The sequence below is a fragment of the Bacteroides mucinivorans genome (genome assembly GCF_034654355.2).
Lineage (GTDB): Bacteria > Bacteroidota > Bacteroidia > Bacteroidales > Bacteroidaceae > Bacteroides > Bacteroides nordii.
This window is the reverse complement of record NZ_CP178179.1, coordinates 690,221-708,560: the sequence shown is the minus strand read 5'-3', so window position 1 is coordinate 708,560 and position 18,340 is coordinate 690,221. Positions and strand designations below refer to the sequence as shown.

At 38.0% G+C, this 18,340-nt stretch carries 33 protein-coding genes; all 33 read right to left on the bottom strand.

Annotated elements, in window-relative coordinates; all coding sequences use genetic code 11:
* Positions 1-117: 117 nt before the first annotated feature.
* The 33 genes from VCM39_RS02505 to fusA all read right to left on the bottom strand — a co-directional run bounded on the left by VCM39_RS02505 (position 118) and on the right by fusA (position 18,285).
* Positions 118-657 (bottom strand): hypothetical protein, encoded by a 540-nt coding sequence (locus tag VCM39_RS02505; RefSeq protein WP_221651146.1) that lies wholly within the window; start codon positions 655-657, stop codon positions 118-120.
* Positions 658-754: 97 nt separating this feature from the next.
* The gene (locus VCM39_RS02500; protein WP_322933518.1) at positions 755-1,150 is read right to left on the bottom strand and encodes a hypothetical protein; all 396 of its coding nucleotides are present in this window, start codon (positions 1,148-1,150) and stop codon (positions 755-757) included.
* A gap of 139 nt (positions 1,151-1,289) precedes the next feature.
* Positions 1,290-1,781, bottom strand: coding sequence for a 50S ribosomal protein L17 (gene rplQ / locus VCM39_RS02495; RefSeq protein ID WP_221651144.1), 492 nt, complete (start codon positions 1,779-1,781; stop codon positions 1,290-1,292).
* A 3-nt stretch (positions 1,782-1,784) separates the two neighbouring features.
* The gene (locus tag VCM39_RS02490) at positions 1,785-2,777 is read right to left on the bottom strand and encodes a DNA-directed RNA polymerase subunit alpha (RefSeq protein WP_002558047.1); all 993 of its coding nucleotides are present in this window, start codon (positions 2,775-2,777) and stop codon (positions 1,785-1,787) included.
* 11 nt (positions 2,778-2,788) lie between these two features.
* Entirely contained in the window at positions 2,789-3,394 is a 606-nt protein-coding gene (rpsD, locus tag VCM39_RS02485; protein WP_221651143.1) for a 30S ribosomal protein S4, read from the bottom strand.
* Between the two features lie 120 nt (positions 3,395-3,514).
* On the bottom strand, positions 3,515-3,904 hold the full coding sequence (rpsK, locus tag VCM39_RS02480) for a 30S ribosomal protein S11 (RefSeq protein WP_002558049.1): 390 nt from the start codon (positions 3,902-3,904) through the stop codon (positions 3,515-3,517).
* Positions 3,905-3,915: 11 nt separating this feature from the next.
* On the bottom strand, positions 3,916-4,296 hold the full coding sequence (gene rpsM / locus VCM39_RS02475; RefSeq protein WP_002558050.1) for a 30S ribosomal protein S13: 381 nt from the start codon (positions 4,294-4,296) through the stop codon (positions 3,916-3,918).
* A gap of 33 nt (positions 4,297-4,329) precedes the next feature.
* Complete coding sequence (gene ykgO / locus VCM39_RS02470; protein WP_002558051.1) at positions 4,330-4,446, bottom strand: type B 50S ribosomal protein L36; 117 nt, start codon at positions 4,444-4,446, stop codon at positions 4,330-4,332.
* A gap of 8 nt (positions 4,447-4,454) precedes the next feature.
* Positions 4,455-4,673, bottom strand: a complete 219-nt coding sequence (gene infA / locus VCM39_RS02465) for a translation initiation factor IF-1 (RefSeq protein ID WP_002558052.1) — start codon at positions 4,671-4,673, stop codon at positions 4,455-4,457.
* A 3-nt stretch (positions 4,674-4,676) separates the two neighbouring features.
* Entirely contained in the window at positions 4,677-5,474 is a 798-nt protein-coding gene (gene map, locus VCM39_RS02460) for a type I methionyl aminopeptidase (RefSeq protein ID WP_221651142.1), read from the bottom strand.
* Between the two features lie 14 nt (positions 5,475-5,488).
* On the bottom strand, positions 5,489-6,829 hold the full coding sequence (gene secY, locus VCM39_RS02455; RefSeq protein ID WP_002558054.1) for a preprotein translocase subunit SecY: 1,341 nt from the start codon (positions 6,827-6,829) through the stop codon (positions 5,489-5,491).
* A 4-nt stretch (positions 6,830-6,833) separates the two neighbouring features.
* Entirely contained in the window at positions 6,834-7,280 is a 447-nt protein-coding gene (rplO, locus tag VCM39_RS02450; RefSeq protein WP_221651141.1) for a 50S ribosomal protein L15, read from the bottom strand.
* A 31-nt stretch (positions 7,281-7,311) separates the two neighbouring features.
* Positions 7,312-7,488 (bottom strand): 50S ribosomal protein L30, encoded by a 177-nt coding sequence (rpmD, locus tag VCM39_RS02445; protein WP_002558056.1) that lies wholly within the window; start codon positions 7,486-7,488, stop codon positions 7,312-7,314.
* 9 nt (positions 7,489-7,497) lie between these two features.
* Positions 7,498-8,016, bottom strand: a complete 519-nt coding sequence (gene rpsE, locus VCM39_RS02440; RefSeq protein WP_221651140.1) for a 30S ribosomal protein S5 — start codon at positions 8,014-8,016, stop codon at positions 7,498-7,500.
* Positions 8,017-8,021: 5 nt separating this feature from the next.
* Positions 8,022-8,366, bottom strand: coding sequence for a 50S ribosomal protein L18 (gene rplR / locus VCM39_RS02435; RefSeq protein ID WP_221651139.1), 345 nt, complete (start codon positions 8,364-8,366; stop codon positions 8,022-8,024).
* Positions 8,367-8,387: 21 nt separating this feature from the next.
* Positions 8,388-8,957: a 50S ribosomal protein L6 gene (gene rplF / locus VCM39_RS02430; protein WP_221651138.1), complete on the bottom strand. Its 570-nt coding sequence runs from the start codon at positions 8,955-8,957 to the stop codon at positions 8,388-8,390.
* Positions 8,958-8,972: 15 nt separating this feature from the next.
* On the bottom strand, positions 8,973-9,368 hold the full coding sequence (gene rpsH / locus VCM39_RS02425; protein ID WP_002558060.1) for a 30S ribosomal protein S8: 396 nt from the start codon (positions 9,366-9,368) through the stop codon (positions 8,973-8,975).
* Between the two features lie 54 nt (positions 9,369-9,422).
* Positions 9,423-9,692: a 30S ribosomal protein S14 gene (gene rpsN, locus VCM39_RS02420; protein ID WP_002558061.1), complete on the bottom strand. Its 270-nt coding sequence runs from the start codon at positions 9,690-9,692 to the stop codon at positions 9,423-9,425.
* Between the two features lie 6 nt (positions 9,693-9,698).
* Positions 9,699-10,256 (bottom strand): 50S ribosomal protein L5, encoded by a 558-nt coding sequence (gene rplE, locus VCM39_RS02415; RefSeq protein ID WP_002558062.1) that lies wholly within the window; start codon positions 10,254-10,256, stop codon positions 9,699-9,701.
* Positions 10,256-10,585, bottom strand: coding sequence for a 50S ribosomal protein L24 (gene rplX / locus VCM39_RS02410; RefSeq protein ID WP_002558063.1), 330 nt, complete (start codon positions 10,583-10,585; stop codon positions 10,256-10,258). Before rplX ends, rplE begins: the two co-directional genes overlap by 1 nt.
* 20 nt (positions 10,586-10,605) lie before the next feature.
* Positions 10,606-10,971: a 50S ribosomal protein L14 gene (rplN, locus tag VCM39_RS02405; protein ID WP_002558064.1), complete on the bottom strand. Its 366-nt coding sequence runs from the start codon at positions 10,969-10,971 to the stop codon at positions 10,606-10,608.
* A gap of 2 nt (positions 10,972-10,973) precedes the next feature.
* Positions 10,974-11,243: a 30S ribosomal protein S17 gene (gene rpsQ, locus VCM39_RS02400; RefSeq protein ID WP_085929666.1), complete on the bottom strand. Its 270-nt coding sequence runs from the start codon at positions 11,241-11,243 to the stop codon at positions 10,974-10,976.
* Positions 11,240-11,437: a 50S ribosomal protein L29 gene (gene rpmC, locus VCM39_RS02395; protein ID WP_221651137.1), complete on the bottom strand. Its 198-nt coding sequence runs from the start codon at positions 11,435-11,437 to the stop codon at positions 11,240-11,242. The genes rpsQ and rpmC overlap by 4 nt, the downstream gene beginning before the upstream one ends.
* A 5-nt stretch (positions 11,438-11,442) precedes the next feature.
* The gene (gene rplP / locus VCM39_RS02390; RefSeq protein WP_002558067.1) at positions 11,443-11,877 is read right to left on the bottom strand and encodes a 50S ribosomal protein L16; all 435 of its coding nucleotides are present in this window, start codon (positions 11,875-11,877) and stop codon (positions 11,443-11,445) included.
* A gap of 23 nt (positions 11,878-11,900) precedes the next feature.
* Positions 11,901-12,635, bottom strand: coding sequence for a 30S ribosomal protein S3 (rpsC, locus tag VCM39_RS02385; protein WP_221651136.1), 735 nt, complete (start codon positions 12,633-12,635; stop codon positions 11,901-11,903).
* A 5-nt stretch (positions 12,636-12,640) separates the two neighbouring features.
* Complete coding sequence (gene rplV, locus VCM39_RS02380; protein WP_221651135.1) at positions 12,641-13,051, bottom strand: 50S ribosomal protein L22; 411 nt, start codon at positions 13,049-13,051, stop codon at positions 12,641-12,643.
* A gap of 35 nt (positions 13,052-13,086) precedes the next feature.
* Positions 13,087-13,356, bottom strand: coding sequence for a 30S ribosomal protein S19 (gene rpsS / locus VCM39_RS02375; protein ID WP_002558070.1), 270 nt, complete (start codon positions 13,354-13,356; stop codon positions 13,087-13,089).
* Between the two features lie 20 nt (positions 13,357-13,376).
* A complete protein-coding gene (rplB, locus tag VCM39_RS02370) occupies positions 13,377-14,201 on the bottom strand; it encodes a 50S ribosomal protein L2 (RefSeq protein WP_002558071.1) in 825 nt (274 codons plus the stop codon).
* A gap of 5 nt (positions 14,202-14,206) precedes the next feature.
* Positions 14,207-14,497, bottom strand: a complete 291-nt coding sequence (rplW, locus tag VCM39_RS02365; RefSeq protein WP_002558072.1) for a 50S ribosomal protein L23 — start codon at positions 14,495-14,497, stop codon at positions 14,207-14,209.
* Between the two features lie 16 nt (positions 14,498-14,513).
* On the bottom strand, positions 14,514-15,140 hold the full coding sequence (gene rplD / locus VCM39_RS02360) for a 50S ribosomal protein L4 (protein ID WP_221651134.1): 627 nt from the start codon (positions 15,138-15,140) through the stop codon (positions 14,514-14,516).
* Positions 15,140-15,757 (bottom strand): 50S ribosomal protein L3, encoded by a 618-nt coding sequence (rplC, locus tag VCM39_RS02355; RefSeq protein WP_221651133.1) that lies wholly within the window; start codon positions 15,755-15,757, stop codon positions 15,140-15,142. Before rplC ends, rplD begins: the two co-directional genes overlap by 1 nt.
* 18 nt (positions 15,758-15,775) lie before the next feature.
* On the bottom strand, positions 15,776-16,081 hold the full coding sequence (rpsJ, locus tag VCM39_RS02350) for a 30S ribosomal protein S10 (protein ID WP_002558075.1): 306 nt from the start codon (positions 16,079-16,081) through the stop codon (positions 15,776-15,778).
* Positions 16,082-16,167: 86 nt separating this feature from the next.
* On the bottom strand, positions 16,168-18,285 hold the full coding sequence (gene fusA / locus VCM39_RS02345) for an elongation factor G (RefSeq protein ID WP_221651132.1): 2,118 nt from the start codon (positions 18,283-18,285) through the stop codon (positions 16,168-16,170).
* Between the last annotated feature and the right edge of the window lie 55 nt (positions 18,286-18,340).

Here is an 18,340-nt window from a genome sequence, read left to right as displayed (position 1 = left end):
TATCCTATCCGTGAAAAAGAGATAGCAGGCGAAACATATCATCTTTATTTATAAAAGAAATATAATAAAGCTTTGCCTATATCTTCTTATAAAATTAAATCACTAATAACATAAAATTTAGTGTAATCTACATTTTGAAAGAAAGTCAGCAACGGCTGATGCTTCTCCATTAGTAAAATACTGCACTGAAGTTATCGGATTATAAGTATAAGGTACAAACTGAAACAGCTGTACTGCCGCAAACTTTTTATCTTCAGAAAGAATTATGTCCATACGAAGATTACCACTTGCCCCACCTCTTAAATTTGTATCAGCAGAGAAAGTTCCCGACTTTACAATTTCTTTCAATTGATCCATATATTTCAAATCAAAGAAAATACTCTGTTCTTTTGCTATACTTCCCGTAGGCAAATAAACCACTTCTTTTGATTTCCAGAAAAGGCGAAAAATACCAATTAAAAATAGTCCAGAACCTAACACCATTAATCCCATACTCAAAGTTGAAGAACGATCTTCCATCTCAAAAGTAGAAATAAATGCCAATACACCAATTAGTAACATCAAACCGGAAAAAATAAGTCCGGAAACACTTGTACGCTTTGCAATATCAGGATGAGAAGATGCAAAAATAGTTGCATCAATAGCTGGAGTTGTCATATTATTATAAGTTTAAATTATTAGTAAAACAGTAATAAAATAGCTGGCAATACAATTTATTGTACTACCGATAAAACAGAACTAATAAAATAAATTACTAAATAATAATACGTCGAAGAGCGAATACATAGTATTCACTTGCCGGATGGCAGCTAAAAGAAGTTGTAGTATCATATATTCGTCCCCAATGTTGCGCCAAAGCTGCCTCTCGCTGTTGTAACTGCTGAGCCAATGCTCTTAAGGATATCGAATATTCTAATAAATTAATACGCTGGATACGAGATGTAGCAATCTGATGAGATTGTGCTGCATTTGAAAGCTCCCCTTCTGGTAAATACGGCAGTTGGGCAGTACTGACTTGCTGAGAATCAACTTTATACATAGGTGCATGCGTCTGAGCTTCCACTGGTTTTTCAGCGAAAAAATTGTTAGCCACACCATGAAGTGCTACAGCAAACAACAAAAGCAATATCACCTTTATAAATTTAGCCATATCTCCCTGCAAATATAACAGATTATTTTATTTAAATGTTTAAAGAAAGACAAAATTAAAGTATCTTTAGACTTGACAACAAAAAAGGCCACCATCTTTCGAGGTGACCTTTCTTATATCTATAAGAATAATTGTTGAATTACTCTGCCGATTCAGCTTTCGGTTCTTCAACAGCAGGAGCTTCAGCAGCTGGAGCAGCTTCAGTTGTAGCAGCTTTCTTTGAACGACGAGTACGAGTAGCCTTCTTAGCAACTTTCTCTTTAGCCATATTTTCGTTGTAGTCAACGAGCTCAATAAAGCACATTTCTGCATTATCACCCAAACGATTACCAGTCTTAATGATACGAGTATAACCACCCGGACGATCAGCAATTTTCACAGAGATTTCTTTGAACAATTCTGTTACAGCAATCTTATCCTGCAAATTGCTAAATACGACACGACGAGAATTCGTTGTGTCTTCCTTAGACTTTGTAATCAAAGGCTCAACAAATTTTTTCAATGCTTTAGCCTTTGCTACAGTCGTAGTGATTCTTTTGTGCTTGATCAAAGAACAAGCCATGTTAGATAACATAGCACTTCTATGAGAAGCAGTACGACCTAAATGATTGAATTTTTTATTATGTCTCATTTTTTATTCTTTATCTAATTTATATTTAGAAATGTCGGTTCCAAACGATAGATTCAGACTTTCCAGCAAATCATCAAGCTCGGTAAGCGATTTCTTTCCGAAATTCCTGAATTTCAGCAAATCAGTTTTATTGAACTGCACTAAATCGCCAAGGGTTTCTACATCAGCAGCCTTCAAGCAATTGAGGGCACGAACTGATAAGTCCATATCAACAAGTTTAGTCTTCAACAACTGACGCATATGCAATACCTCTTCATCAAATTCTTCGTTACCATCAACGTCATTACTCTCAAGAGTAATCTTTTCGTCAGAAAATAACATAAAGTGATAAATCAGAATCTTTGCAGCTTCTTTCAGTGCTTCTTTCGGATGAATGGAACCATCCGTAGCAATCTCAAGTATAAGTTTCTCGTAGTCAGTCTTCTGTTCCACACGGAAGTTTTCTACAGTATACTTAACATTACGTATCGGGGTGTAAATAGAATCAATTGGAATTACATTCACATCGGTACAATATTCGCGGTTTTCGTCAGCGGGGACATAACCACGGCCCTTATTGATTGTAATATCAACCTGCATAGTTGACTTAGAATCTAAATGACAAATAACTAATTCCGGATTTAACACTTCAAATCCAGTCAAATACTTACCTATGTCACCTGCTCTAAATTCACTTGAATTCTCGACCGTGATACTTACTTTCTCACTCTCGAATTCTTCAACTACTTGCTTGAATCTCACTTGTTTCAGATTCAAGATAATGTTGGTAACATCCTCTTTTACTCCAGGAACACTAGAAAATTCATGCTCAACACCATCTATACGAATAGTGGTGATGGCAAAACCCTCTAATGAAGAAAGGAGGATACGGCGTAATGCATTACCTACAGTAATACCAAAACCGGGTTCCAACGGACGGAATTCGAACTTACCGAATCTTGAATCCGCTTCCAACATTAATACTTTATCAGGTTTTTGAAATGCTAATATCGCCATGAAATTAATTATTATTTAGAATACAATTCAACGATCAAATGCTCTTTAATGTTCTCAGGAATGTCTGCTCTTTCAGGAATATGCAACAATTTGCCAACCTTTGTAGATTCATCCCACTCCAACCAAGCATATTTACTGTGGTTAAAACCAGCAAGAGAATTAGCAATAACTTCCAAAGATTTAGATCTTTCACGAACACCAATCAGCTGTCCTGGCTTTACTGCATATGAAGGAATGTTCACTACCTGTCCATCAACAGTAATATGTCTGTGACTTACCAACTGACGAGCAGCAGCACGAGTTGGAGCAATTCCCAAACGGAATACTACATTGTCCAGACGACCTTCCAATAACTGAAGAAGAATCTCACCAGTAATACCCTTAGCGGCTTCTGCTTTCTCAAACAAGTTACGGAATTGTTTTTCTAATACTCCATAAGTGTATTTAGCTTTCTGTTTCTCACGCAGCTGAACACCATATTCTGAAGTTTTTCTTTTTCTTGAATTTCCGTGCTGTCCGGGAGGATAGTTTTTCTTAGATAAAACTTTATCAGCTCCAAAGATACCTTCACCGAATTTACGGGCTATTCTTGATTTTGGTCCAGTATATCTAGCCATTTTCTTTTTAAATATTTAATTGTTTATTCATGAACTTAATTTGTTGCAGCCGCGATTACAGAGAAGAAATTGATGCAATCCAAAAACAAAATCAAGTGTCATTTTAATTAAAGGTAAATCTTAAACTCTACGTCTTTTTGGAGGACGACAACCATTATGTGGAAGCGGAGTTACATCAATAATTTCTGTAACTTCAATACCTGCACCGTGGATAGTTCTGATGGCAGACTCACGTCCGTTACCCGGTCCTTTTACGTATGCTTTTACCTTTCTCAGGCCAAGATCATATGCGATTTTTGCACAATCCTGGGCAGCCATCTGAGCTGCATAAGGAGTATTCTTTTTAGAACCTCTAAATCCCATTTTTCCGGCAGAAGACCAAGAAATAATCTGCCCTTCACTATTTGCAAGAGAAACAATAATATTGTTGAAAGATGAATGAACATGCAATTGTCCATTAGCATCCACCTTTACATTTCTCTTCTTAGCTGCGACTGTTTTTTTTGCCATATCAACAATTATTATTTAGTAGCTTTTTTCTTATTAGCAACGGTTTTCTTTCTACCCTTACGAGTACGTGCATTGTTTTTAGTGCTTTGACCTCTAACAGGCAAACCGATACGATGACGTACACCACGGTAACAACCAATATCCATTAATCGCTTAATGTTCAATTGAACTTCAGAACGAAGATCACCTTCTACTTTATACTCTGCACCAATGATCTCACGAATCTTTGCAGCCTGATCATCTGTCCAGTCTTTTACCTTCAGATCTTTGTCTACACCAGCCTTATCTAAAATTTTTGCTGAACTACTACGACCTATTCCATATACATAGGTCAACGCAATCTCACCTCTCTTATTCTGAGGTAAATCTACACCAACTATTCTTATAGCCATATACTAAATTATTTTTTTTGCAAAAATAATAAATTATCCTTGACGTTGTTTATACTTAGGATTTTTCTTGTTAATAACATACAAACGGCCATTACGTCTAACGATCTTACATTCTGGCGTACGTTTCTTTAATGATGCTCTTACTTTCATATCTTATTTTATTTATATCTAAATACAATTCTTCCTTTCGATAAGTCGTAAGGAGACATTTCAACTCTTACTTTATCTCCTGGTAAGATTTTTATGTAATGCATTCGCATCTTACCTGAGATATGAGCAGTAATCTCATGTCCGTTTTCTAATTCAACACGAAACATTGCATTAGACAATGCTTCAACTATAACTCCATCTTGTTCTATTGCAGATTGCTTTGCCATATACTATATTGCTTTATCTCCTAAAACTTCTTCAATGAATTTAAATGATGAAAGAATATCGGCTTCTCCCGCACCTACTGCAATAGTATGCTCAAAGTGTGCGGCACATTTCCGATCTCTTGTTCTCACAGTCCATCCGTCACGCTCCATTATAACTTGCCGGTCACCTTGGGTAATCATAGGCTCAATCGCAATACAAAGTCCTTTCTTTAAAAGCGTGCCATATCCTCTTTTACCATAATTAGGTACTTGCGGATCCTCATGCATTTCTTTACCAATCCCATGGCCAACAAATTCACGCACTACTCCATAAGAATGTGATTCACAATATTGCTGGATAGCATATCCGATATCACCAATTCTTTTACCTTGTACAGCATTCTGAATGCCTATATATAATGCCTCTTTAGTAACTTTCAACAACTTACGAACTTCCTCGTCTACTTCACCGACACAAAACGTATAAGCTGAGTCACCACAAAAACCATTCATATATGTCCCGCAATCCACAGAAATAATATCACCTTCTCTCAAGACAATATCTCCTGGAATACCATGTACAACCTGCTCATTCACAGACGTACATAAAGAACCCGGAAATGGATCGCCATACTGATTCGGAAATCCTTTAAAAGTTGGAATAGCCCCATTATCTCTAATAAACTCTTCTGCAACTTTGTCCAGTTCTCGGGTAGTAACTCCCGGTTTTATTAATTTGGCAACCTCAGCCAATGTTTTTCCTACAAGCAAGTTACTCTGACGGAGTAGCTCTATTTCATCCTCTGTTTTAAGAAATATCATTTCTATTGAAAGAATTAATATGCAGCTACACCAGCACGTCCCTTAATACGACCAGACTTCAACAAGCCATCATAATGTCTCATCAACAAATGACTTTCAACCTGCTGCAGTGTATCAAGAACCACACCTACAAGAATTAACAAAGATGTACCACCGAAGAATTGAGCGAACTCAGCTTTCACACCAAATACACCGGCAAAAGCAGGCATAATAGCAACCAATGCCAAAAAGAAAGACCCAGGCAATGTAATACGTGACATAATATCATCAATATATTCAGCCGTTTTCTTTCCAGGCTTGATACCCGGGATGAAACCGTTATTTCTCTTCATATCTTCAGCCATCTGATTCGGATTTATTGTAATTGCAGTATAAAAATACGTAAACAGTATAATCATTACAGCAAAAACAAAATTATACCAGAAGCTCGTATGATCAGTAAATGCACGCACAAAACCACTTACATTATTAGCATTAGAGAAGCCAATAAAAGTGATAGGAATAAACATAATCGCCTGAGCAAAAATGATAGGCATTACACCAGCAGCATTCACTTTCAAAGGAATATACTGTCTAGCACCACCATATTGTTTATTACCAACAATTCTTTTCGCGTATTGTACAGGAATCTTTCTCGTACCTTGCACCAAGAGGATTGCAGCTGCAATTACCAACAGCAGGAATACCATTTCAAATAAGAACATGATCATACCACCACCTTTTTCACTCACGCGTGAAATAACTTCCTGGAAAAGAGATTGAGGAAGACGGGCAATAATACCAATCAAGATGATAAATGAAATACCGTTACCAATACCTTTATCTGTAATTCTTTCACCAAGCCACAAGATAAACATACTTCCAGCTGCCAAAATAATGGTAGAAGTAACCATGAACAGAGTCCAATCTAATGAAGCATTTAAAGAAGGTCCAGCCTGCATTTTAAGATTGAGCAAATAAGAAGGAGCCTGAACCAATAGGATAAGAATCGTCAAATAACGAGTATATTGGTTCATCTTTCTTCTGCCACTCTCACCTTCGCGTTGCAATTTCTGAAAATACGGAACCGCAATTCCTAACAACTGGATAACGATAGACGCAGAAATATAAGGCATAATTCCTAATGCAAAAATTGATGCATTAGAAAAAGCTCCTCCTGAGAACATGTTTAACAAGGCTAATAGGCCTTCGCTTGTTTGTTGATGCAATTGTGCCAGCATACCAGGATTAATACCAGGTAGCACAACATACGAACCGAAACGGTAAATCGCCACAAACAATATGGTGATGAGGATCCGTTGTCTCAGATCCTCAATTTTCCATATATTCTTTAATGTTTCAATAGCTTTTCTCATTGAATCAGAGTTTTACTACAGTTCCACCTACAGCTTCGATAGCAGCAATAGCACTCTTAGAGAATGCATGAGCTTCTACGTCCAGCTTAGTAGTCAAAGTTCCGTTACCTAATACTTTTACCAACTGATTTGAAGAAATAAATCCAGCTTCAATAAAGTCATTAACGCCTACCTTTTCCAGCTTCTTAGCTTCAGCTAAATTCTGAATTGTATCGAGGTTAATAGCTTTATATTCAATGCGGTTAATATTCTTGAAACCAAATTTAGGTACACGACGTTGAAGAGGCATCTGACCACCTTCAAAACCGACCTTTTTAGAGTATCCGGATCTTGATTTAGCTCCTTTATGACCTCTTGTAGAAGTACCTCCTAAACCAGATCCCGGACCACGTCCGATTCTTTTTCTTGTTTTAGTAGAACCTTCTGCAGGTTTTAAATTACTTAAGTTCATATTGTAATTCGTTTTATTATTCAACAAATAATTACTTAACAATGGTAACCAAGTGTTTTACTTTATCTACCATCCCAAGAATTGAAGGAGTACTTTCGTGTTCAACCACACGGTTCAGTTTACGAAGTCCCAGTGCATCAAGAGTCCTCTTCTGATCAGCCGGAGCACCAATTCTACTTTTAACTTGTTTAATCTTTATAGTTGACATATCTCCTCCTTATCCTCTAAATACTTTTTCAACACTAATACCTCTGTTTTGAGCAACCATTCTTGCATCACGCATTTCGCTCAAAGCCAAAATTGTAGCTTTAACCAAATTATGCGGATTTGAAGAACCTTTAGATTTTGCTAAAACATCAGTAACACCAACACTTTCCAATACAGCACGCATAGCACCACCAGCTACCACACCAGTACCGTGAGATGCAGGTTTGATGAATACTTCAGCACCACCAAACTTTGCTACTTGTTCATGAGGAACCGTACCCTTCAAAATCGGAACTCTAGTCAGATTTTTCTTTGCAGATTCAACTCCTTTTGCGATAGCTGCTGTTACCTCTCCTGCTTTACCAAGTCCCCAACCAATGATTCCTTCTTCGTTACCTACAACAACAATTGCAGAGAAACTAAAAGTTCTACCACCTTTGGTAACTTTAGTAACACGATTGATAGCAACAAGTCTATCTTTTAGTTCTATATCGTTAGATATCTTAACTCTATTATTAACTCCTGCCATAATGATTAAAATTTAAGTCCACCGTTACGAGCAGCATCAGCTACTTCTTTTACTCTCCCATGATACAAGTAACCATTACGGTCGAAAACAACAGTTGTAATACCTGCTTCCTGAGCTTTTTTAGCAATCATTTCTCCAACCTTAGCAGCCTGCTCTTTTTTAGGTAGTTTTTCAGTCATACCCAAAGATGAAGCAGCAGCCAATGTTCTGCCAGACAAATCGTCGATAATCTGGACATAGATTTGCTTGTTACTTCTAAATACACTCATACGCGGACGTTCAGTAGTACCTGACACTTTATTGCGTACTCTATATTTGATCTTAATTCGTCTTTCTATTTTTGTTGTCATGATGATATAAATTTATTTAATTTACTTAGCGCCGGCTGATTTACCAGACTTTCTGCGAATCTCTTCGCCAACAAACTTAATACCTTTACCTTTATACGGTTCAGGTTTACGGAAAGAACGTATTTTAGAGCAAACTTGACCAAGCAATTGTTTATCACAAGATTCTAAGATAATAAGAGGGTTCTTATTTCTTTCAGATTTTGTTTCAACTTTAATTTCAGTAGGCAATTGTATAAAGATATTATGAGTATAACCTAAGGCTAATTCAATAATATTTCCTTGGTTAGAAGCACGATATCCAACACCAACAAGCTCCAATTCTTTTTTATAACCTTCAGATACGCCCACAACCATATTATGAACCAATGAACGATATAAACCATGGAAAGCATGTTTTTGCTTTGGATTATCAAGCATTGCGCTTTCGTTTTCACTTAAAGTTACGTGTCCATCTTCAATAGAAATATTGATAGCAGGATTCACATATTGGCTAAGTTCGCCTTTCGGTCCCTTTACGGTAACCACATCATCCTTCAGAGTAACTGTTACTCCCGCAGGGATACTAATGGGTAATTTTCCTATTCTTGACATTGCTTTTTCCTCCTATTAATATACATAACACAATACCTCACCACCGATTTTCAATTCAGCAGCTTCTTTGTTCGTCATTACACCTTTGGAAGTAGATATTATAGCAATACCCAAACCATTAATAACACGCGGCATATCTTTATAACCAGTATACTGACGCATACCTGGAGAAGATATTCTTTCAAGTTTCTTGATTGCGTTAACCTTGTTAACTGAATCATACTTTAAGGCAACTTTTATAGTTCCCTGAGGACCATCTTCTACAAACTTATAATTAAGAATGTAGCCTTTTTCAAAAAGAATCTTAGTGATTTCTTTTTTCAAATTTGAAGCAGGAACTTCTACTACTCTGTGCTTTGCTTGAATAGCGTTCCGCAACCTCGTCAAATAATCTGCTATTGGATCAGTCATATAAAAAATAATTAAATTAATCAGGCCTTCCCTGACAATATTTAAACAATAAAATTACCAGCTTGCTTTTTTAACACCTGGAATAAGCCCATTAGATGCCATTTCGCGAAACTGGATTCTTGAAATACCAAACTGACGGATATATCCTTTAGGACGACCAGTCAATTTACAGCGATTGTGCAGACGCACAGGTGAAGCATTCTTAGGCAGTGCCTGTAAAGCTTCATAATCACCTTCTTTCTTCAGTTGAGCTCTTCTCTCGGCATATTTGGCTACTAATTTAGCACGCTTTACTTCGCGTGCTTTCATTGATTCCTTTGCCATAATTTATCAGTCTTTTTTAGCGTTTTTAAACGGTAAACCGAATTCTTTCAATAAGGCATAACCTTCCTCATCTGTCTGTGCAGAAGTTACAAAGGTAATATTCATTCCGAGAATTCTTGTAATACTATCGATATTAATTTCAGGGAAAATTATTTGTTCCTGAATACCAAGGGTATAATTACCCTTACCATCGAATTTACTCTCAATACCTTTGAAGTCACGAATACGTGGCAAAGCTACACGAACTAATTTCTCAAGGAATTCGTACATTCTTTCACGACGCAATGTTACCATTACTCCAATTGGCATTTTTTTACGCAATTTGAAGTTAGCAATATCTTTACGAGAGATAGTTGCTACGGCTTTCTGACCAGTAATAGCAGTTAACTCATTAATTGCTACTTCAATAATCTTCTTATCAGCAACAGCCATACCTAAACCCTGATTGATAACAATCTTCTTAAGTACGGGCACCTGCATTGTTGAAGAATACTGGAATTGCGACTTCAGTGCAGGCGAAATACGCTCTGCATATTCTTTTTTAAGGCTTGCAGTATTACTCATTACTTAATCTCCTCTCCTGATTTTTTAGAATAACGCACTAAAGTTCTTTTACCTTCCAAAGAACTCTCTTTTCTACCAACACGCGTTGCTTTACCAGTTTTTGGATCAACCGGATTCAAGTTTGAAATGTGAATAGAAGCTTCCTGCTTAACTATACCACCTTGTGGGTTCTTTGCATTAGGTTTTGTGCTTTTAGATACCATGTTAATACCTTCAACTATTGCACGTCCTTCTTTAACAAGAACCTTCAATACACGACCAGTTTTACCTTTGTCTTCACCAGCATTTACGTAAACTGTATCGCCTTTTTTAATATGTAATTTACTCATTACTTAAATCTTTTACAAAATTAAAGTACCTCAGGCGCAAGTGACACAACTTTCATGTTCGTAGCACGAAGTTCACGAGCTACCGGACCGAAAATACGACTACCTCTAATTTCACCTGCATTATTTAATAAAATGCAAGCATTATCATCAAAACGTATATAAGAACCATCGGGACGACGGATTTCTTTCTTAGTACGTACGATCAAAGCTTTAGACACTGCACCTTTTTTAATATCACCCGAGGGAATGACGCTCTTTACAGAAACGACAATAACGTCCCCTACTGAAGCATAGCGACGTCTTGTACCGCCTAAAACACGGATACAAAGAGCTTCTTTAGCTCCACTATTGTCACATACTGTAAGTCTGGATTCTACTTGTATCATAATTACTTAGCTCTTTCAATTATTTCTACTAATCTCCATCTCTTAGTCTTGCTCAAAGGACGAGTTTCCATGATGCTTACTGTATCACCTACATTGCATTCATTCTTTTCATCGTGAGCATGGTATTTCTTCGTTTTGCTAACGAACTTACCATATATAGGGTGTTTCTCCTTAAATTTGGCAGCAACAGTAATGGTCTTATCCATTTTATTGCTCAACACAATCCCTGTTCTTTCTTTTCTTAAATTTCTTGCTTCCATCGAGCTGATCATTTATTGTTAAGTTCTCTTTCGCGCAACTCAGTTTTCATACGCGCAATTGTCCTGCGTAACTGTTTAATTAGCGCAGGATTTTCCAAAGGAGAAATAGAGTGGTTGATAACCATCTGGTTATAATTAACTACTTCTGCTTCTATTCTTTCTACTAAATCATTAGTAGACATTTCTTTAATTTCTGCAATTTTCATAAACGTTACGCATTTTGATTTTGAATATCATAATCACGTCTCACTACAAATTTAGTAGTGATAGGAAGTTTTTGAGCAGCTAAGCGAAGAGCTTCTTTAGCGATTTCATAAGAAACACCTTCGGCTTCAATAATAATTCTACCCGGAGTAACAGGAGCTACGAATCCTTCGGGAGCACCTTTACCTTTACCCATACGTACATCTGCTGGTTTTCTGGTAATAGGTTTATCCGGGAAGATACGAATCCAAATTTGTCCCTGACGTTGCATATATCTTGTTACTGCAATACGAGCAGCTTCAATCTGGCGGCCTGTGATCCATTTTGTTTCCAAAGCCTTAATTCCAAAAGAACCAAAAGCGAGCTGGTTACCTCTCTGAGCATTACCTTTTGCCCGGCCCTTCTGTTGTCTTCTGAATTTTGTCTTTTTCGGTTGTAACATAGTTTCCTAAAATTCAAATTCGTTTAGCGATTATTTTTCTTTCTTTTGAAGTTCTTTCCGCCGCCGTTGTTTCCACTATTGTTTCCACGACCACTATCTTTGCTTTGTGTAAAGTTCGGAGCCAATTCTCTCTTACCAAATACTTCACCTCTACAAATCCAAACTTTAATACCAAGAAGACCTACTTTTGTCAATGCTTCAGCATGGCAATAGTCTATGTCTGCTCTAAAAGTGTGCAACGGAGTTCTTCCTTCCTTATACATTTCAGAACGAGCCATTTCAGCTCCATTCAAACGTCCTGAAATCTGAATTTTGATACCTTCAGCACCCATACGCATAGTATTTGCGATAGCCATTTTAATGGCACGGCGATAGGCAATTTTACCTTCTACCTGACGAGCGATGTTGTTTGCAACAATCACAGCATCCAGTTCCGGTCTTTTTACTTCAAAGATATTAATTTGAATATCCTTGTCGGTGACCTTCTTCAACTCTTCTTTCAACTTATCAACTTCCTGGCCACCTTTACCAATGATAATACCTGGACGAGCAGTGCAAACAGTAATAGTAACAAGCTTCAACGTACGTTCAATTACGATTCTTGAAACACTTGCCTTTGCAAGTCTTGCATTAAGATATTTACGGATCTTGCTATCTTCCAGCAAAGAATCACCGTAATCATTTCCACCATACCAGTTAGAATCCCATCCTCTGATAATTCCTAAACGGTTGCTTATTGGATTAACTTTTTGTCCCATCTACCTTAATTTTGATCTTCGTTATTACTCTTAGAATCAACGAACAATGTTACGTGATTTGAACGTTTACGAATTCTGTAACCTCTACCCTGTGGAGCTGGTCTCATTCTTTTGAGCGTAGCACCCCCATCAACAAAAATCTTAGTTACAAATAATTCACCGCTTTCAGCTTTACGTTCGTTTTTCTGCTCCCAGTTAGCTATTGCAGAGCGTAGCAACTTCTCCACTCTTGCAGCAGCTTCTTTTGAAGAAAACTTCAAAACGCCAAGTGCTCTGTTCACTTCCATCCCGCGAATCATGTCAGCCACGAGACGCATTTTGCGAGGAGAAGTAGGAACATTTTGCAATTTAGCAAAATACATGGTCTTAAGGGCTTCTTTTCTTTTATCAGCCGATATTTTTTTTCTTGCTCCCATTATATTTATTACTTTATTATTTCAGATAAATCCTGTTATTTTTTCTTGTTACCAGCGTGTCCTCTGAAAGTACGAGTTGGAGCGAATTCACCCAACTTGTGACCTACCATATTTTCGGTAACGTATACAGGAATAAATTTATTTCCGTTATGAACTGCAACTGTATGGCCTACGAAATCAGGCGAAATCATTGAAGCTCTGGCCCAAGTCTTAACAACAACTTTCTTGCCCGATTCATTCATAGCAAGAACTTTCTTCTCAAGCTTTACGTTAATATACGGACCTTTTTTTAATGAACGACTCATAGTTTACTCAATTAATCAGATTACTTCTTTCTTCTCTCAATAATATACTTAGATGATTGTTTCTTAGGAGCTCTAGTCTTAAGTCCCTTAGCATACAATCCCTTACGAGATCTCGGGTGTCCTCCGGAAGCACGTCCTTCACCACCACCCATTGGGTGATCAACCGGGTTCATTACAACACCACGGTTACGAGGACGACGACCCTGCCAACGAGAGCGTCCTGCCTTACCTGAGCTTTCCAATCCATGATCTGAATTACCTACACTACCGACAGTAGCTTTACAAGTGCTAAGTATTTGTCTAACTTCACCTGAAGGTAACTTAATAACACAATATTTACCTTCTCTTGAAGTCAACTGAGCAAAATTACCAGCCGAACGAACGAGAGCAGCACCCTGTCCCGGACGTAATTCAATATTATGAATTACAGTACCGACCGGAATATTCTGAAGAGGAAGTGCATTACCAATCTCTGGCGCTGCATTTTCACCTGACATCAAAGTCGCACCAACTTGCAATCCATTGGGAGCAATAATATATCTTTTTTCACCATCAGCATAATATAACAAAGCAATACGAGCCGAACGATTCGGATCGTACTCAATAGTCTTTACAACTGCTGGAACACCATCTTTATTTCTCTTGAAATCGACAATTCTGATCACTTTTCTGTGGCCACCACCAATGTAGCGCATTGTCATCTTACCTTCGCTGTTACGACCGCCAGATGATTTCTTACCATATACAAGCGACTTTTCTGGTACTGATGCAGTAATTTCCTCGAAAGTACCAATAATCTTATGTCTTTGCCCCGGTGTTGTGGGCTTAAATTTACGTACTGCCATTTTTATTAAATATTGCTATAAAAATCAATAGTATCTCCATCTTTCAGTGTTACGATAGCTTTTTTATAAGCATTCGTACGACCATTGATGATACCTGCTTTTGTATAACGGCTTTTATTTTTGCCTGCATACTTCACAGTATTCACATCAACCACTGTAACATTATAAAGGGCTTCAACTTCGCTCTTAATTTCCAGTTTATTAGCTTCAGGACGTACAATAAAGCCGAAACGATTCAGCTTATCAGTTATTGCAGTCATTTTTTCTGTCACCAACGGTTTAATAATAATTCCCATTATTTAAGCCTCCTTTTTAAATTAAGATATTGTCAATAGCCTTCAAAGAGTTTTCAGTAAGTACAACAACCCCAGCATTCAATACTCTGTAAGTATTTAATCCTGAGATAGTCTGCACGTTAGCTTTCTCCACGTTACGAGCTGACAAATATACGTTTTTATTTGCTTCTGGTAAAATCATAAGCAGCTTTTTATCAGAAACTTTAAGATTTTTTGTCAAAGCAATGAATTCCTTTGTCCTAGGAGCTTCAAAAACGAAGTCTTCAACAACAACAATTGCATTGTTCTGAGCTTTATAAGACAAAGCTGACTTACGAGCCAATGTCTTAACTTTTTTATTCAACTTGAAATAGTAGTCTCTCGGTTTTGGACCAAATACACGTCCACCACCAACAAGTACCGGAGAGTTCATGTCACCACGACGCGCACCACCGCCACCTTTTTGGCGGCCAATCTTACGAGTAGAACCGCTGATCTCACTTCTTTCTTTTGACTTATGAGTACCCTGACGCTGGTTAGCCATAAATTGCTTTACGTCCAAATAGATAGCGTGGTCGTTGGGCTCAATTCCGAAGATAGATTCGTTTAACGTAACCTTTCTCCCAGTGTCTTCACCTTTAATGTTATATACGTTAACTTCCATTATTTCTCAATTATTACGATTGAACCTTTGCAACCAGGGACAGAACCTTTAATCAAAAGAAGGTTGTGTTCCGCGATTACTTTTAATACCTGCAAGTTTTGAACGGTAACTCTGTCACCACCCATTTGTCCACCCATACGCATTCCTTTGAATACTTTTGCCGGGTAAGAACAAGCACCAATAGATCCCGGTTTACGGGCACGATTGTGCTGACCATGAGTAGCCTGACCTACACCACCAAAGCCATGTCTTTTAACAACGCCTTGGAAACCTTTACCTTTGGAAGTTCCGACAACATCAACAAATTCTGTGCCTTCGAACATTTCTACAGTAACTGCATCACCCAGATTTAACTCATTCTCAAATTCTTTGAACTCGGCCAAGTGTCTCTTTGGTGCTACTCCAGCCTTTTTAAAGTGACCCATCAACGGTTTAGTTGTATGCTTTTCCTTTTTATCCTGGAAACCCAACTGAACAGCTTTATAGCCATCTTTTTCTACGGTCTTAACCTGAGTAACAACACAAGGACCTGCTTCGATAACAGTGCATGGTACATTTTTACCATCAGCACTGAAAACGGATGTCATTCCGATTTTTTTTCCTAATAATCCTGGCATTTCACTAAATTTTAATTATCAAACTTTAATTTCTACTTCTACACCACTCGGTAACTCTAACTTCATCAGAGCATCTACAGTCTTAGCTGTTGAGCTATAGATATCGATCAATCTCTTGTAAGAAGAGAGTTCGAACTGTTCGCGAGACTTCTTATTAACGAAAGTCGAACGGTTCACAGTAAAAATACGCTTGTGCGTAGGAAGGGGTATAGGACCGCTAACAATAGCACCTGTAGCCTTCACTGTTCTCACGATCTTCTCAGCTGATTTGTCAACCAAGTTGTGGTCATAAGATTTTAGTTTAATTCTAATTTTCTGACTCATTGTTTTTTTTGTAATTAATAAATATATAAATAAGATAAAGCGGCAGGCTAAGAGTCATTCGCTAGCCTGCTGCTTCAGATATTTTATTAGAGTAGATCAGCACGTCCTTTCACTTCTTCCAATACTGCCTTAGCAATAGAGTTAGAAACCTGAGAGTGATGAGAGTATACCATTGACGAGGTTGCACGACCAGAAGTAATAGTACGCAACGCTGTTACGTAACCAAACATCTCTGCCAACGGCACCATCGCCTTAACGATGCGAGCACCTGAACGGCTTGACTCCATACCTTCAACTTGACCACGGCGCTTATTCAAGTCACCAATAACATCACCCATATTTTCTTCTGGAGTTACAACCTCCAACTTCATTATAGGTTCCATCAAAACAGGACCTGCTTTAGCACATGCATTTTTATATGCCTGAATAGCACAGATTTCAAAAGACAACTGGTCTGAGTCAACCGGGTGGAACGAACCATCAACCAAAGTTACCTTCAGTGAATCAAGCGGATAACCTGCCAATACACCATTCTTCATTGCAGTAGCAAAACCTTTCTGTACTGAAGGAATAAATTCCTTAGGAATATTACCTCCCTTAACTTCGTCAACAAACTGCAAACCACCTTCTACAAAACTTTCATCTACCGGACCGATGTTAACAATGATATCTGCAAACTTACCACGACCACCAGACTGTTTCTTGTAAACTTCACGCAAGTTAACCGTCTTAGTAATTGCCTCTTTGTAGTTCACTTGAGGTTTACCCTGATTACATTCTACCTTAAACTCACGTTTCAAACGGTCAATAATAATATCCAAGTGAAGTTCACCCATACCAGAAATAACCGTCTGTCCTGTCTGCTCGTCAGTTTTCACTGTAAATGTAGGATCCTCTTCAGCCAACTTAGCCAACCCATTAGACAGTTTATCCATGTCTTTCTGAGTCTTAGGCTCAACAGCAATACCAATTACAGGTTCCGGGAAATCCATAGACTCAAGTACAATAGGAGCTGTTTCGTCACATAATGTATCACCAGTGTGGATATCTTTAAAACCGACACCAGCACCAATATCACCAGCACCAACTACTTCCACCGGATTCTGTTTGTTAGAATGCATCTGAAACAAACGAGAAACACGCTCTTTCTTACCAGAACGAGAATTGTAGATATAAGAACCTGCCTCAATCTTACCTGAATACACACGGAAGAAAGTTAAACGACCTACATACGGGTCTGTTGCAATCTTAAACGCCAAAGCTGAAGTTTTTTCATCTTCGCTTGGCTTACGATCCTCTTCAGCACCAGTATCAGGATTTGTACCAATTACATTCTCTGCATCCAGAGGAGAAGGCAAGAAAGCACAAACATAATCCAACAATGTCTGTACACCTTTATTCTTAAATGAAGAACCACAAAGCATTGGAACAACAGCCATCTGAACAGTTGCATTGCGAAGAGCTCTCAATATTTCTTCTTCTGTAATAGTAGAAGGATCATCGAAATATTTCTCCATCAAAGCATCATCAAATTCTGCTACCTTTTCCAACATCTTATCTCTCCACTCCTGAGCTTCATCCACAAGGTTAGCCGGTATTTCTTCTACCGTATAATCAGCCCCCATTGTCTCATCGTGCCAATAGATAGCTTTCATCTTAATAAGATCTACCAATCCTTTGAAAGACTCTTCTGCACCGATAGGAATAACAACTGGGCACGGATTAGCTCCCAAAACAGATTTCATCTGGCTCACCACATCAAAGAAGTTAGCACCAGAACGGTCCATTTTATTCACGTACGCAATACGCGGTACATTATACTTATCAGCCTGACGCCATACAGTTTCCGACTGAGGCTCCACACCACCTACTGCACAGTAAGCAGCTACAGCACCATCAAGCACACGCAATGAACGCTCTACTTCAGCAGTAAAGTCAACGTGTCCCGGAGTATCAATCAAGTTGATTTTATACGTATTACCAGCATATTTCCATCTTGTAGTTGTAGCAGCAGATGTAATAGTGATACCACGTTCCTGCTCCTGAGCCATCCAGTCCATTGTAGCAGCACCATCATGTACCTCACCAATTTTGTGAGTCAATCCGGTATAAAACAGGATACGTTCAGAAGTAGTAGTTTTTCCGGCATCGATGTGAGCCATGATACCGATATTACGAGTTAAATGTAAATCATTCTTAGCCATTTTCTTCTTCCTTTACTTTTTAGTTTTAAATCTCATTTGACATCCTTAACACAAG